Origin of the sequence: Paenibacillus sp. sptzw28, from assembly GCF_019550795.1 — a bacterium.
Taxonomy (GTDB): domain Bacteria; phylum Bacillota; class Bacilli; order Paenibacillales; family Paenibacillaceae; genus Paenibacillus_Z.
In genome coordinates this window covers 1,489,577-1,504,537 of the sequence record NZ_CP080545.1, presented here as the reverse complement: position 1 = coordinate 1,504,537, position 14,961 = coordinate 1,489,577, and the positions used below count along the sequence as shown (strand labels likewise).

General features: G+C 50.6%; 14 protein-coding genes. 3 read left to right on the top strand and 11 right to left on the bottom strand.

The genetic code is table 11. The features are described 5' to 3' along the window. Positions 1-4 precede the first annotated feature (4 nt). The 6 genes from KZ483_RS06905 to KZ483_RS06885 all read right to left on the bottom strand — a co-directional run bounded on the left by KZ483_RS06905 (position 5) and on the right by KZ483_RS06885 (position 4,906). Complete coding sequence (locus KZ483_RS06905; RefSeq protein WP_258881569.1) at positions 5-1,210, bottom strand: ABC transporter permease; 1,206 nt, start codon at positions 1,208-1,210, stop codon at positions 5-7. Further along, positions 1,143-1,886, bottom strand: coding sequence for an ABC transporter ATP-binding protein (locus KZ483_RS06900; RefSeq protein ID WP_220351941.1), 744 nt, complete (start codon positions 1,884-1,886; stop codon positions 1,143-1,145). The genes KZ483_RS06905 and KZ483_RS06900 overlap by 68 nt, the downstream gene beginning before the upstream one ends. After that, positions 1,886-3,328 (bottom strand): efflux RND transporter periplasmic adaptor subunit, encoded by a 1,443-nt coding sequence (locus KZ483_RS06895; RefSeq protein WP_220351940.1) that lies wholly within the window; start codon positions 3,326-3,328, stop codon positions 1,886-1,888. The genes KZ483_RS06900 and KZ483_RS06895 overlap by 1 nt, the downstream gene beginning before the upstream one ends. A gap of 46 nt (positions 3,329-3,374) precedes the next feature. Then, a complete protein-coding gene (locus tag KZ483_RS28350) occupies positions 3,375-3,500 on the bottom strand; it encodes a hypothetical protein (protein WP_258881568.1) in 126 nt (41 codons plus the stop codon). A gap of 163 nt (positions 3,501-3,663) precedes the next feature. Continuing rightward, positions 3,664-3,993 (bottom strand): antibiotic biosynthesis monooxygenase family protein, encoded by a 330-nt coding sequence (locus tag KZ483_RS06890; protein ID WP_220351939.1) that lies wholly within the window; start codon positions 3,991-3,993, stop codon positions 3,664-3,666. 310 nt (positions 3,994-4,303) lie between these two features. Continuing rightward, positions 4,304-4,906: a sigma-70 family RNA polymerase sigma factor gene (locus KZ483_RS06885; RefSeq protein ID WP_220351938.1), complete on the bottom strand. Its 603-nt coding sequence runs from the start codon at positions 4,904-4,906 to the stop codon at positions 4,304-4,306. Between the two features lie 419 nt (positions 4,907-5,325). Between KZ483_RS06885 and KZ483_RS06880 the strand changes: the two genes are divergently transcribed. Next, positions 5,326-6,297 carry an aldo/keto reductase gene (locus tag KZ483_RS06880; protein ID WP_220351937.1) on the top strand — a complete coding sequence of 324 codons (972 nt, stop codon included), beginning with the start codon at positions 5,326-5,328 and terminating at the stop codon, positions 6,295-6,297. 223 nt (positions 6,298-6,520) lie between these two features. Here KZ483_RS06880 and KZ483_RS06875 read toward each other — a convergent pair whose 3' ends face one another. From KZ483_RS06875 to KZ483_RS06860, 4 genes are all read right to left on the bottom strand, one after another. Further along, entirely contained in the window at positions 6,521-7,729 is a 1,209-nt protein-coding gene (locus KZ483_RS06875; RefSeq protein WP_220351936.1) for an MFS transporter, read from the bottom strand. 51 nt (positions 7,730-7,780) lie between these two features. Then, a complete protein-coding gene (locus tag KZ483_RS06870) occupies positions 7,781-8,518 on the bottom strand; it encodes a DeoR/GlpR family DNA-binding transcription regulator (protein WP_220351935.1) in 738 nt (245 codons plus the stop codon). 164 nt (positions 8,519-8,682) lie between these two features. After that, positions 8,683-9,237 carry an acyl-CoA thioesterase gene (locus tag KZ483_RS06865; protein WP_397376159.1) on the bottom strand — a complete coding sequence of 185 codons (555 nt, stop codon included), beginning with the start codon at positions 9,235-9,237 and terminating at the stop codon, positions 8,683-8,685. A gap of 43 nt (positions 9,238-9,280) precedes the next feature. Continuing rightward, positions 9,281-10,165: an AraC family transcriptional regulator gene (locus KZ483_RS06860; RefSeq protein ID WP_220351934.1), complete on the bottom strand. Its 885-nt coding sequence runs from the start codon at positions 10,163-10,165 to the stop codon at positions 9,281-9,283. Between the two features lie 496 nt (positions 10,166-10,661). Here KZ483_RS06860 and KZ483_RS06855 point away from each other — a divergent pair, with 496 nt between their 5' ends. Then, complete coding sequence (locus KZ483_RS06855; protein ID WP_220351933.1) at positions 10,662-12,050, top strand: MATE family efflux transporter; 1,389 nt, start codon at positions 10,662-10,664, stop codon at positions 12,048-12,050. A 40-nt stretch (positions 12,051-12,090) separates the two neighbouring features. Here the strand turns inward: KZ483_RS06855 and KZ483_RS06850 are convergent, their stop codons facing one another. Then, the gene (locus KZ483_RS06850; RefSeq protein WP_220353304.1) at positions 12,091-13,530 is read right to left on the bottom strand and encodes a flavin monoamine oxidase family protein; all 1,440 of its coding nucleotides are present in this window, start codon (positions 13,528-13,530) and stop codon (positions 12,091-12,093) included. A 230-nt stretch (positions 13,531-13,760) separates the two neighbouring features. On the opposite strand from KZ483_RS06850, the gene KZ483_RS06845 reads away from it, so the two are divergent. After that, the gene (locus KZ483_RS06845) at positions 13,761-14,924 is read left to right on the top strand and encodes a glycosyl hydrolase family 18 protein (protein WP_220351932.1); all 1,164 of its coding nucleotides are present in this window, start codon (positions 13,761-13,763) and stop codon (positions 14,922-14,924) included. Positions 14,925-14,961 lie beyond the last annotated feature (37 nt).

Genomic DNA, 14,961 nt, shown 5'->3' with positions numbered 1-14,961 from the left:
ACCGCTATTCAAACCTTAGAGCTTCAATCGGCCTCAGACTGGACGCTTTGTTCGCCGGGAACAGTCCAAAGACAACGCCGATAAAGACCGAGAATCCGAATGCCAAGCCGATGATCGGCAGCGATAAAACGACGGTCATGCTCATCGCCTTGGACAAAAACTGCGCTGTCCCGACCCCTATTCCGACTCCGAGGAGGCCGCCGATGCCGCTGAGAGCGATAGCCTCGATAAGGAACTGAACCAGAATATCCTTTTTCTTGGCGCCGATCGCTTTGCGGATTCCGATCTCTCTGGTCCGCTCCGTGACTGACACGAGCATAATATTCATGATTCCGATACCGCCGACAAGCAGCGATATGGCCGCCACCCCGCCGAGTGCAAGCGACAGCGTATTCGAAATGCTGCTGAAGGAATTGAGCAGGTCCTGCTGGTTGAATACTCGGTAGCTGTTCGTATCGCCGCGGAATTTCTTGTTCAGCTCGGTCACAAGCTCGCCCATTACTTTGTTCATTTGATCCGGCGACGCCACTTGCACGTTGATTGTCTTGACGCCTTTGGATTTGAACAGACGTTCGGAAGTTGTAATCGGAATTATGACGACTTCGTCGTTCGATCCGGTGAGCGAGCTACCTTTGGACGCCAGTACCCCGACTACTTTATAACGGACGCCATTGATGAGAAACGTCTGTCCGACCGCATTAGCCGTGCCGAACAGATCAGTTGCCGTCGTTGAGCCGAGAACGGCAATTTTCTGATAATAGTCAAGGTCGATTTGCGAAATGAACCTTCCGGCTGCCAGCGTATATTCTTTCACATCCAGATAATCGGCAGTCGTTCCGACGACGCTTACATCGACGCTTTTCAACCCGTTCTTGGCGGAGCCGCTCTGCTGATTGACCGGCGCGGCGTATTCGATATCGCTATTGTTGGTGATCTCATCCGCTTCCTTGTAGTCCAGCGTCGTCTTCGAACCACGTCCGGTTATATTGACCGTGAGCAAATTGGTGCCGAGACTCTGCACCTGGTCGGTTACGTTCTTCGTCGTACCTTGGCCGACTCCGACAAGGGCGATTACGGCCGCAACGCCGATTATAATGCCGAGCATTGTGAGCAGCGATCTCATTTTGTTCGCCAATATGCTTTTAACCGCCATTTTGAAGGCTTGGCTGACGTTCACGTCTCTCACCGCCTTCCTCGTCGATTTGTCCATCCTGAATGCGGACTACCCGGGAGGCTTGTTGCGAAATCGATGGATCATGCGTAATAAGCACGATGGTGTGTCCCTGATGATTCAATTGCTTCATAAGTCCCATTACTTCCGCGCCTGTGCGGGTATCAAGCGCGCCGGTAGGTTCATCCGCAAGCAGGATAGGCGGATTGCCGGCCAGAGCCCTTGCGATCGCTACGCGCTGCTGCTGTCCGCCCGACAGCTCGCTTGGCTTATGCCGGACACGCTCTTCGAGCCCTACCTTGCGGAGCGCTTCGACCGCTTGATCCCTGCGCTCCTTGGCCGGAATGCCCCGGTAAATGAGAGGCAGCTCGACATTCTCGAGAGCTGACAGCTTGTTAAGCAGGTTGAAGCCTTGAAAAATAAATCCTATCTTGCGGTTGCGGATTTCGGCAAGCTTGCTCTCGCGCAGCCTGCTCACTTCTTCTCCGTCAAGCCAATAGCTTCCCGAGCTGGGAGCGTCGAGACAGCCGATGACGTTCATCAAGGTCGATTTGCCTGAGCCGGACGGGCCGACGATTGCAATAAAATCCCCGTGCTCAACGCGTAGTGAAATATCACTCAGCGCGTGAACGGTCTCGCCGCCCATCTTATACTCTTTGGACAGGGTGTCGATGAGGATTAACGGCTCTCGTAACGGTTCTCGTATCGCTTCCATTACCGCCCTCCTCCTCCTCCGCTATTCGAACCGCCTGGTGCGCTTGAATTACTGGAACGCTGCGTGTTGCCGCTTCTCTGTCCGCCTCCGAAGCCTCCGCCTCCGAATCCTCCGCCGCCAAACCCGCCTAAGCCCCCTGCTCTGAAGCCACCGGCGCCCTGCTGTTGACCGGCAGCGGTAGTGGTCGCTGTGACAGTCGGCACAATTACACTGTCGCCTTCATTTAAGCCCGAGACAATTTCAATATAGTCTTCATTGTGTATCCCTACCTGAATGACATGAGGAACACCGCCGCCGAACCGGCTTGCACTACGGTCACCGGTTCGCCTGGACCCGCTGCCAAATTGATACCCTCCATTACCTGATGAACCGCCGTATCCAGTGCCATTGCCTGTTCGGCCTCCTGACTGATTGCCGGACCCGGGCCCTGCTTGACCGCCGGTCTGGGAGCCTGTTAGACCGCTGTTTTGGTCGCTGTTTTGGCCGCTGTTTTGACCGCTTGTCCCAGCTCCTGTTTGACCTGTTGTCTCGCTGCCGGCAGGCAGGAATACCATGTATCTGCTGCCAAAGGACTGGACTGCATCGATCGGCAGCATGAGCACGTTGTCCTTCTTCTCAACTTCAATGCTCGCTTCGGCTGTCATGCCGGGTTTCAAGCCTTCTATGCTGCTAAGCGAAATCGTTACATCGAAAGATGCGACACCATTGCTCGACGTCCCCTCATCGGCGATTTTGACGACTTTACCCGCATACGTCTTACCGGTAATCGCATCGACTGATATCGCTGCCGTCTGTCCGAGCTTCACTTGTGAAATATCCAGCTCGTCAATACTGACCACGATATTAAGATGATCGTAATCGGCAATTTCAAACAGGTCGGACGCACCGCCCAGTGAATCTCCATCGGCGACGGAGACCGCTGTCACGTTACCTCCGACCGGTGCGACGATCGTGCTGCCTGCTTCAGCTGTCTTCAGTTCTGCAATTGTTTCTCTGGATTGGTCGATATCAAGCTGCTGCTGCTCTAGGTTCAGCTTTATATTTTGTATGCTTTGATCGTCGGCTGCGCTTTTCAACTGCTCCTGCGTGCTCTGAAGCTGCAGCAGCTTCTTCTCCAAATCCACCTCTGCGGACTTGATTTTATCCGTATTGTCTTCACCCTCTATCGTTGCGAGGACGGCGCCTTTCTTCACTTTGTCGCCTTCTGCGACATTTACCTGTCCGATCGTGCCCTGCTTTCCGGAGGACTTGACGCTCTCCTTCTCGGCAGGTGCGATGCTTCCTGTGCCGCTGACGCTCACTTCTATGGTCCCTTTGCGCACCTGAGTGGTCGTGACCGCCGCCGCCGCCGCAACCTCATCCTTCGTTCCCAGCTTGAAATAATAGATAACGGCAGAAGTGACAAGCAGAACGCCGATACCCAGCAGCCACCATTTTCTCATCCCTGATTACCCGCCCTTCTGAAATTTCCCGGATTAAACCGCTGCATTATGAATTACGCCGTTTTCTTATCCGAATTTCCTTGAGCTGCGGCCGAATCCTCTGCCTTCGCACCGCATCTGTCAGCAGCAGCGCCAGACTCAGCATTCCCGCTGCAAGTTTTTTATTTCCCATTGTTCCAAGAGCTCAGCCTCCACCTCCGTGTTATTATGAGACTTCAACTGAGGTAAGAGTATCACGCCCAGATGAAGTTACAATGAAGGATATATTTTCCGCAGACAGCAAAAAAAGCGCCTGCATGGTGCTGGCGCCGGAACATAATAAATTAAAGTAAACCCTATATTTCAAAGAAATAATCCCGCTCTACTTTCGTTACCCGCAAGCCGTATCTCTCGTACCAGTCTGTTCGCCCTTTATCTTGGGCCGCTTTATGGGAGGCATGATCCTTCCAGTTTCTTATCGCCTCAAGGGATTCCCAATACGAGACGGTAATGCCTAATCCGTTCTGATCACGCGCGCTTTCCACGCCTAAAAAACCGGGCTGCCGGGAAGCAAGCTCTTCCATTCTCACTGCCATGCTGCCGTAGCCATTATCTCCTTCCTTCCGTTCCGAGGTGAAAATCACAGCATAGTAAGGTGGCTGCGGGGTCTTGGCAATACCGCTCATATACCCATCCTCCTTGGTAAGCCTAATGTAAACAAAGCATACCACAGGCAATGAAACGACGGTATCACACAGTGTACGAAAACGGCGACTTCGACCCTTATTTCAATCGATGGGTGATATGATCTGCCGTACGAATCGCTAAAGCAAATGCTATCCGTTACAGGATTTATGATATTGTTGGGTATAGACCGAAATTAATATGCTATTCCCAAAGAAACGCCCCTTTTCAAAGCAATGGATTTGAGTCCATTTCTTTAAAAAGAGGCGTTTGTTTTTATGCTTACCCGATATTACAATTCAGAAGGCGATTTCAGAAGAAACCAAACAACAGAATGGAGTAAATAAGCAGCGTCTTGCCCCATCTTTTCTTCATGAAATCTTTCCCCCGGTGAATCCGCGATTTGACGGTATTTACCGGTATATTGTTCGCCCGGCTGATGTCTTCCATCGACATCTCCAGCACGTAGCGCTGATATACAACGTTCTTGTACTTCGCGGGCAGCTTATCGATCATCTCGGCCATCTTGGAGGAAAGCTCCCGTTCGATTACTTCTCCTTCCGGACTCGGTCCGGTGTTCGGGATAACCTCATGCAGTGACAGCTTCTGATCGGAACGGGCGACGACGGGCTGATCGAGCGGCAGCGAAGGGGCCTTCCTGCGGCGAAGCAGGTCCAGGCAGATGTTTTTGCCAATGTGAAAAATCCACGGGGAAAATCGTTTTTCCTCGTCGAAGCGGTTCAAGTTCAAATATACCTTGAGAAACGTTTCCTGTACGACATCCTCGCATTCCGTCTTGCTGCGGAGGATCCGGTGCGCCATATTGAAGATCTTATCCTTGTACAGCTCCACCAACTGATTAAATGCGAGTTGATCGCCCTGCCTCGATAACATTACCAACTGAGCCTCGTTCATCGCAATTCTCCTTTGCCGCTCCGTCGTGAAAACACCTTATTATCTATTATAGCAGGAAAACAAATAAACGCATCTGCAAAAGCGTCCTTTCCGCAAAAAAACGGACAATTGTCCGGAATTATGACAGATTGGCGACGCCGCCGGTATTGATGTCTGGTATTGTACCAGATTGGTTGGAATCATTTCCTGGTGGAAGGTCGAGATCGCAACATAAAGGGAGGGAGTTCCATCATTTTGTTCAATCTATACAAATGATGCGGTGGCCGGCTCGAACTTCAAAGCTCTTTTATATACTCCGGTATACTAAATATACTTTGTATAATTACATATCATAAATTTCACTACTTTTAATGATGAACCGTCTGGAATTATAATAAGCATGAACCTTTTTTTAAACACAGACGGACGGAGGCAAATAAATGAAAACGATTCCACTTCAAAATCGCGGCATTAACGCAAGCCAGCTTGTTCTGGGCTGCATGCGAATGGGCGGCGGCTGGGACCAGAGCCCGATTACGGAAGAGCATTACAAGGAAGGCCGCGAAGCGGTCGAAGCGGCTCTGCAGATCGGCATCAATATGTTTGATCATGCCGACATATATACCTCCGGCAAAGCCGAGCGCGTATTCGCCAAGGTATTAAAGGAGCGCCCGGGACTTCGCGAGCAAATCATCATTCAATCCAAATGCGGAATCCGCTTTGCAGATGATACGAACCCGCACCGCTTCGATTTTTCCGAAGTGCATATTCTGAACAGCGTCGACGCCATATTAGAGCGCCTTGACATCGACTATCTCGATATATTGCTGCTGCACCGACCCGATCCGCTTATCGAACCCGAGGAAGTGGCAAGCGCGCTGCGCCGTTTGAAGGAAAGCGGCAAGGTGCGTCACTTCGGCGTATCGAATATGAGTCAAGGCCAGATCAAGCTGCTCCAGGCTTACTGCGACGAGCCGTTCGTCGCCAACCAGCTCGAGATGAGCTTGCTTAAGCTCGGTTTCGTCGACACCGCCGTCAGCGTGAATCAGGAGACCGCGCGGGACAATGTATTCCCGGAAGGCACGATGGAATTCTGCCGCCTTGAGAATATCCAGCTGCAATCCTGGGGTCCTTTGGCACAGGGCAGGTACTCCGGCCGCTCACTCGAAAGTGAAAGCGAATCCATTGTGAACACCGCTAAGCTGGTCCAGCAGCTGGCGAATGAGAAAAGCACGACTGCCGAGGCAATCGTGCTGGCGTGGCTGATGACTCATCCGGCGGGTATACAGCCGGTGATCGGAACGATCAACACAGAGCGAATCCGCGCCTGTAAGGACGCAAATGAGCTGCGCCTGTCGCGTGAAGAGTGGTACGCCTTGTATAGAAGCTCCCGCGGGAGAAACTTGCCGTAAGGCTGACGCTTATGGCAGGCTGCGGCGTTTGATGCGCTGTTAAAGGGCGCCCATGGCGGTTACATCCGCGGGGCGCCCTTTAGCTTGAAGAAATGGAAAAGACCAAAAGTCTGCTCCGCTTTACGAATTTAACAATACTGCAAATCGCCTATTCGCTTGGATATCCTTCTATTCATGGGTTCAGCCAGGCATTTAAAAACAAAGGGCAACCAAGCCCAACCGCTTATCGCGCTTCGGTTGGACAGACAGCAACCCCTAAATGAGCTCTTCTCGAGTAACGGATCGCGTATAAGAGCATAGCCATCATGACTGCCATTAACGCGGCAAGCGTCCATATCGTGAATACCGATCGGTAACGATCCATGATCTCGCCGGTTAACAGCGGCAGCAGTGCGCCTCCAAGGCCTCCGGCTGCGATAAGCAGGCTTGTTGTCCGCTCTTCGGTGCCAGGCAGGACATGGGTCGTGAACACGAGCGCCATTGCGAATATTCCCGCCATCAGAAGTCCCAGCAACAAAATTATGATATAGCTCCCGGCAAGTCCGGTCATGACCGGTAATATGGCAAGAAAAAGCAGCGACCCAAAGCCGGTAATAACCAGATACCTTCCGTACCCCCATTTTTGAGCCAAAATCCCAGAAAAAAACCGCCCGATAACCATAGCCATCCAGAAAAAAGTGACTCCTAAGGTTCCAAATGCGCTGTTCGTACCGATATGTTCAATGAGGACCGAAGGGAGAAAATTCACCAGGCTCATCTCGATGCCCACATATAAGACAAAAAACACCAACATGAACGCAAGGATCGGCAAACCGCGCCGCGGCGTTCTTTCATAGGTCTGGGAGGACGCCGCCTCTTGACTTGTGTCCCGTCTGGCCAATACGGCATTCATCGATCCGAAAGAGGTAAACGACCAGAGCAGAAGCATTGCCAGGGACAAAACGGTCAAGATGGGGAACGACATTTTCCATGCCCCCATCGAAATAAGCAAACTGCCTGTCAGAGGCATAACGAAAGCCCCGATGCCGAAGAAAACCTCCAGCCGGCTCATCGCTATTGCCTTGTTTTCTTTAAAGTATTCCATCACAAGAGCACCGATAGCGGCTTCCACGGTACCGAAGCCGAACCCGGCAACCGGCGCAGCCGCCATCATCCAATTCCACGAGGGCAGAAAGCTGTAGACGGCTTCGCCGACGGTCAATGTCCCGAAGGCGAGCAATAACAACCCCCGTCGGCCAAGCCGTTTGGACCACAAGGGAGCGGTCAGGACGCCGACCAGAAATCCGGCGAACTGGGCAAATATCAGCTGACCGCCATCACTGTAATCTCTGTGGAAATGCTGCAGCAGCTCTTCCAGAACCGATCCCATTACAACGTGTGCCAAGCCGATCAGCAAATAGGAAAAACAGCCGATCCATAAAAAAACCTTCATCCTTTATCTCCTCCTGAAATTCTGCGCTTTTCCCGTAAGGCAGTGGCAGAGTCACACCCATTCGATATGCTTGGGACGGGACAAGCCTAATCGATTCTCCCCTGTGTCCGAATCGGTAATGAGCACATCAATATCTTTAAGCGGGCTTACGCAGAAGGGCATCTTTAACCCGACTTTGGAGTGGTCGGTTAGCAACAGCACTTTCTCCGACCGGGAAATCATTTGCTGCTTGACCAGGCAATCCTCCGCGTCAATTACGACTACTTCTCCTTCGTGTATGCCGCAGGTTCCAAGCAGGGCCAGATCGGCCCGAAACAGCTCCAGCATCTTGATCACCATAGAGCCTTGTACAAAGTGTTCCTCCTTATTCAGTTTGCCCCCCGGCAAATAAACCTCAACATGCTTCATCCGAGCGAGACTCTGGGCAATATGCAGGGAAGCAGTGATGACCGTCAGCTTCATATCCGAGATAAATTCGGACAGGTAAGATACGGTTGTAGAGGAATCCATAAAAATAACATCTCCCTCTTGTATGTAAGAGGAAGCTGCGCGGGCGATCTTTTTCTTCGTAAGCTCATTATCGAGGTGCCTGCTGCTGAAGCTGCGAACCTTCGGCGACACAGCCCCGCCGCGAGTCCTCGTGATTCTGCCCTGCTCCTCAAGCAGAACAAGATCCCTTCTTGCCGTATCCCTCGATACATGAAACAACTCGCAAATATCCTGGACGGTGAGGAGCGATTGCCGGCTCAGTATTTCTGCAATCTGATCTAATCTCTCTTCTTGCTTCACACAATCTCACCTCACCTCATGGCGATAGAAATAAGGAATTTCGATTACATTATAAGTATATTGGCTTAATAATGGCAATAGTCATAATTAATATTGCTCATATAATCATTTGGCAAGCCGATATAAAAAAACGGTCATCCGATTGTCTCGGATGACCATTTGGTTTATTCCCACGGAAAATGAATGGTTAAATAATTCGCAAATTTCTCGCTCTCGAGCCTTCTTTGCTTCCTCATTTCGGCCCGTTGGACTGCCGTTTCGTGCAGCTTCTTCTCCTCTTCCGTTTCCGGAATGACTTGGGGCACGCGGACCGGCTTATTATTATCGTCCTTTGCGACGAAGGTGAGGAATGATGTAGCCGCTATTTTGCGTTCGCTCGTTCTCAGGTCTTCCGTTAATACTTTGACGAAAACCTCCATCGAGGTCGTGCCGGTCCATGTCACGAAGGACTCCAGACAGACCGAATCCGTAGGACGGATCGGTGAGAGGAAGTCGACGGAGTCCGTCGATGCCGTCACTACGGAGTAGCGGCAGTGCTTCGAGGCCGCGATCGATGCGATATCGTCGATGTAGGACATCAGCTTTCCGCCGAACAGCGTATTATGATTATTGACGTCCGTCGGGAAAATCCGTGCGGTTTTGTAGCATCTCGATTGCTTAACGAACCTTCGTTCCAACCCGGTATCCCCCTTAGCTTGTACATATCTGATTTCAAACATAATGCAAAGAACCGCCGCCGTCAAATACACTCGACAGGATACATTATCCATGTGCAAAACGCTGCCGGTACTTACGCGGTGATATTCGTTCATACTTAGAGAAGCATGATGTAAAATACGCGGCTTGATTAAAACCAACCTCTTCGGCAATGCGCGCGATCGTATAGTCGGTTTGCAGCAGCAGCAGCTTGGCTTGCTCGATACGGTACCGCAGCACATACTGCACCGGTGAACAACCGAACTCCTTTTGCATGCAGCGGGCAATATAAACGGGATGGAAATTAAGGCTCTCTCCCAGCGCCTTGGCGCTCACTTCATCACGGTAATGGCTGCGCAAATAGGCCGCAGCCTGCTCGGCGCAGGCAACTCTTGGCGATGAACCTTGCGATTCGATGGATGCGGACAGATGCTGAAGCGTTTCCTGAAAAAGCATTTGCTGCTTCCACCGGATTCCGCTTAAGTGATCGCTTTGCTGCAGCTGAACAAGCTGCCCGAGTGTGTCTTCCAGCTTGTCCGGCTGCAGCAGCTTGGCGAACTGCGGCACTTGGAACTGGAAGGTTTGCGTGGAGAAGGAACGCGTGAGCCAAGACCGGTCCTCATCGTTATCCGGGCGGTGCAGAGGAAGCATGATTTCCGAGGCCGACCATCTCCCCGTCGTCTGGAAATGGAGCCAATAATAGGAAGTGCGCTCCCTGCAGCTTTCCGTTGCATAGTGATAGCAGTCCGGCCGAAGAATCAAGGCGCAACCCTCGGATACCTCATAATGACGATCTTCCTCCCCAATGAACAGACATCCTTGCAGAACAAACAGCAAATCGAACACCTGAATGTTGCTTCGGCTTACGTGTCTGTTCCCCGGACTATATTCCGTAAGTCCGCTCATCATGTAATGCGGCATGGGCGGCACGGTTAATTGAATCAAGTCCATCGACTCATTCCTTCCGCTTGCAAAAGGTTTCAAAATTGAAAGTTTAAGTTCCAATACTGATACATGTTTAACATTATAGCATCTATAATTTGATTCATCACACACGAACCGTTAATGCGTTAATTTCGCATTCGGTTCTGTGTACACGAACCGTTAATGCGTTAATTTCGCATTCGGTTCTGTGTACACGAACCGTTAATGCGTGAATACCGCATTCGGTTCTGTGTACACGAACCGTTAATGCGTTAATTTCGCATTCGGTTCTGTGTGTACACGAACCGTTAATGCGTGAATTTCGCATTCGGTTCTGTGTGTACACGAACCGTTAATACGTGAATATCGCATTCGGTTCTGTGTGTACACGAACCGTTAATGCGTTAATTTCGCATTCGGTTCTGTGTACACAACCGTTAATGCGTTAATTTCGCATTCGGTTCTGTGTACACGAACCGTTAATGCGGTTCAGCGAACATTTCATGGAGAGCAGGAAAATCCTATGGTCAATCCCGATAAAAACAAATACACGCTGTGGATGCTTGCGTGGCCGATTTTCATTGAACTGTTTCTGCAGACTTTGCTCGGCACGGTGGATACATGGATGGTCAGCCATATTTCCGACGATGCCGTGGCGGTTGTCGGATTGTCCAACCAGCTGTTTAACGCGTTGACCACTCTGTTCATGACGGTTGCGGGAGGAGCGGGCATATTGATCGCCCAAAAAATCGGCGCCAAGCGTGAAGAGGAAGCCCGGACGATCGCCGTTATGGCGGTAAAAGCAAGCACGCTGATCGGTCTACTTATAACAATCCTGCTTTGTACTCAGCCGCGGGCTATAGCCAGGCTGCTTCAATTGCCCGATGATCTTCTGCCGCTCTCGGATATTTACATTTCCATCAGCGGCGGGGGTATGGTTCTTACCTCGTTGACAGCCACACTCAGCACTGTAATACGCAACACCGGGAATACAAGAGGGCCTATGTATACGGCGGTCGGGATCAATGTCATTCATGTGCTGTTGAATTACGCTTTTATTTACGGGGCCTTCGGCTTCCCTGAGTGGGGACTTACAGGAGTGTCGATTTCCACCTTGATAAGCCGGTTAATCGGAGCCCTTGTCCTTATAACAATATTTCTCAACACCTTTAGTCGCAAGGTTGGAATCGCGGACATTCGGTTGTTTAATCGTAAGCTGTTCAAAGACGTAATGCGCATCGGCTGGCCTCTTGGCGTAAACATGTCCTGCTTTCTCTTCACCCAGCTGGTCATTTTCTCCTTTCTCGCTTCACTCGGGGCGAAGGAGCTGGCAGCCCGGACTTATATGAACACACTGGAGTCGTATTGCTTCATGCTAGGCTATTCGCTCGCATTAGCGGGCCAAATACGGGTCGCCCACCTCTACGGGGCGCGAAGAATGAGAGAAGCTTATTCCGGGGCGTACCGGGTTCTCTATATTGGCCTTGCAATCGTATTCGTAAATGCCCTTATCTTGTTTCTGTTCGGTACGAAACTGCTTGGTCTATTTACATCCGACCGGCAAATCATTTCATTGTGCGTTTCCCTGCTTGGATTAAATCTCATTCTGCAGCCTGGGAAGATGCTGAATATGGCTCTTGGAAGCTCTCTTTATGCCGTAGGCGACACAAGGTTCACCATGTATACGTCTTTAACTTCGATGTGGCTGGTCGCTACCGGCTGCTCTTACTTGCTGGGCATTGAGTGGGGCTTCGGGCTGATCGGCATTTACTGCTGCATGATCGCAGACGAATATGTACGCGGGATCCTGACTCTCATAAGATGGAGAGGGCGCAAATATATCCGGAACGCCGAGGCGGCACAGCAGCTGGAGGGCGAATCTTCTCAGAGCGGCATGACTGTAGGGGTATAAGCGGGATTGGAAAAGAAGAGCCCTTCCGCGAGGAAGGGCTTCATCTTGGTTTTGGGCGGTCATTTACTTCAACGGCAGCACGGATGCCGGACTCAATGGCCCCCTCCATCCAGCCGTGGGTAAGCGTTGTATGTTCCCCGGCGAAGTGAACATTCCCTTCCGGAGCTGCAATATAGGGGTAAAGCTCGGTTTGCTGTCCCGGCTTGAACATGGCCCATTCTCCGCAGGAGTACGGATTTTGGGCCCAGCTGAAGGAAGTGCCTCTCACAAACTCACGATAAACAATATCCCCGTGAATGACAGCTAGGTTCTTTAAGGCGTAACGAACGCGCTCTTCGTTCGGCAGGCCATCCCAGGACATTACATCGTCCCCAAGCGTATAACTTGCCAGAATGACAGCCGGACCCGGCGTTCCGATCCCGTGGCTTGGATAATAAGTAAACCTTATCGGAAGGTCTGTAATAGCCCTTCCGCCCTTTTGCCCGGCCCTTTCCCAGAACCTGCTTTTGAACTCGATCCCGATTTTGGTATCTATCACGTAGTGCAGCCCGCGTATCGCTTTCCATTTGTTGTGCGAGAAAGAATTGCGCGGTTCCACCTCCACAAATCTCATCACGGTAAAAGGAATAGCAACAATTGCTAGATCGCCTGCAAAGCTGCAGGTATCCAAAGTTCCTTCATGAGACGAGTGGATGGTTACTCCGCCTTGATGCAGGACAATCTTCGTCATTTTTTGCTCAAACATGATATTTTCATGCAGCTTGGGAAGAAAGGCTCGGGGCAGCAAATCGTTGCCCCCTGATATCTGGTAAAAGCGATTCGCCCGCAAAGTGTTCAAAAATCGCAAAATGTCCAGGAAGGACTGTTCCATGTATCCTTCCGAGCCAAGCAGTACTCCGATCATTTCAATGGCCCCTTCCGAAAGAGGAGCCCCAAACAGATGAGGGCGATACTTCAAAAATGTATACATCGAATATTTATCGAACTCTTTCTCAATCAGAGGCCAATGTCGGCCAGGATCTTTCTTGATAAATTCAAGGATGGGCTCTACCGCAATATTCAGCAGCTCCTGCGCGGTCTTCCCTCTTTCGTGCTGAGCTACCGGATAATTCAGTATATCCGGCTGGCTCCGGTAGCTTTTCAGCCAGGTCCTGATCCCGTTCACATAAATGGTGTCCTCAGGCGTTTCGTTAATAAACGACCCAATGGATAAGCCGAATTTCCGAATGTACTCGAGTACCAGATAATGAGAATCGGGAATGCGCATTGCGCCCACATCCAGATATAATCCGGCGGTAAACGGCGCCCTCAGGGTGTATACCCGCCCTCCAACCCGAGTGTTGGCCTCAATGATCTTCACGCTGTGACCCGCATCCTTCAGCAAAGAACCAGCGACCAGACCTGCCAGACCTGCTCCTGCAATAATGATTGTTTTCGGAAACCTTGTCTTAATGAGCCCGTTTCTGATAATTTCAACCATTTCATAAGGGGGAAGTGACGTTGGGATTAAAGGATCCAACCGGACATCACGCTCCTATGCAGGCTGCCAACTTACCTGTACGAATTTATGAGACTCATCGACATCATATTCAATCGCTTAACTTCCTATTCCCTCTGTGTTCGCTTGCATTTTGGATAAGAATGAACATTCCGGATAATCCTTCTCTTGAATTGGAAAAATACAAAAAAACAAGAGGAGCTGTTCTTATTATGAAAAAATTGTTACTCCTCATGCTCTCCCTTACCTTGACCTTTACAGGATGTGCCGGAAATGCTCAAAAACAAGGTACAGAAGAGCGTAAGGACGTTACAAATCCTCATCCTCGTGTCCAGCAAATCAAGACGAACGATAATAAACCGAAAGAAATCCGGCCGTTCGAAACGAATTACGGAAAAACTCCAACTCATACCATTGGGTTTCTTGAACCGGTCGATGCCCGTAAAGCCGTGTCCGATGTAAATGACGTAGGGAAACATTTATCCTACATTGCTTTTTTCAGTTACCGCGTGAAAGCCGATGGCAGCTTCTACCCCTTCAAGGCTGAAGAGGCTCTTGCGGCAACGCGAAAAACAGGCGCTGCTCCTATGATGGTCATCACCAATTTTACAGAAGGAAACTTCTCACCGGATGTTGCTTACACCATATTCACGGATAAAGCAGCCTCCAAAAGGCTGATTCAAAATGTTCTCCAAACAATGAAAGATAATGGCTACAAAGCATTGAATATCGACTTCGAACATATACGCGCGAAAGATCGCGGGTTGTATAACGGTTTTCTGGAGACCATTATTCCCCAGGTAAGAAAAGCGGGTTACAAAGTTTCCACGGCATTGGCTCCGAAAACGAGCGATGAGCAAACCGGACCGTGGCACGGCGCCCATGATTACAAAAGACACGGCGAGCTCACCGATTTTGTCATTCTGATGACCTACGAATGGGGGTGGTCCGGCGGCCCGCCGATGGCGGTGTCTCCTATTCCGCAGGTCCGGCAGGTGCTTGATTACGCCGTGTCGGTCATTCCGCGCAATAAAATTGTGATGGGAGCTCCTCTTTACGGATATGATTGGACCTTGCCTTATATAAAAGGCGGCCCTTTTGCAAAAAGAGCCGCACCGCAGGAGGCGGCGGATTTAGCGGTCAAGGAGGGTGCAAAAGTCAATTTCGACAACACGTCACAGGCCCCTTATTTCAATTACACGGACGATAACGGGAAAAATCACGTTGTCTGGTTTGAAAATGAACAGAGCATGCAGGCTAAATTCAACCTTGTAAAGCAATATCGGCTTCATGGGGTTGCTTATTGGGTGCTTGGGGAACCATTCCCGCAAAACTGGGAGCTGCTGGACGATCAATTTAACATAATAAAGCCGTGAAAGCTCCCGTGAACTGAAGATGGACAGCGTTTCTGAA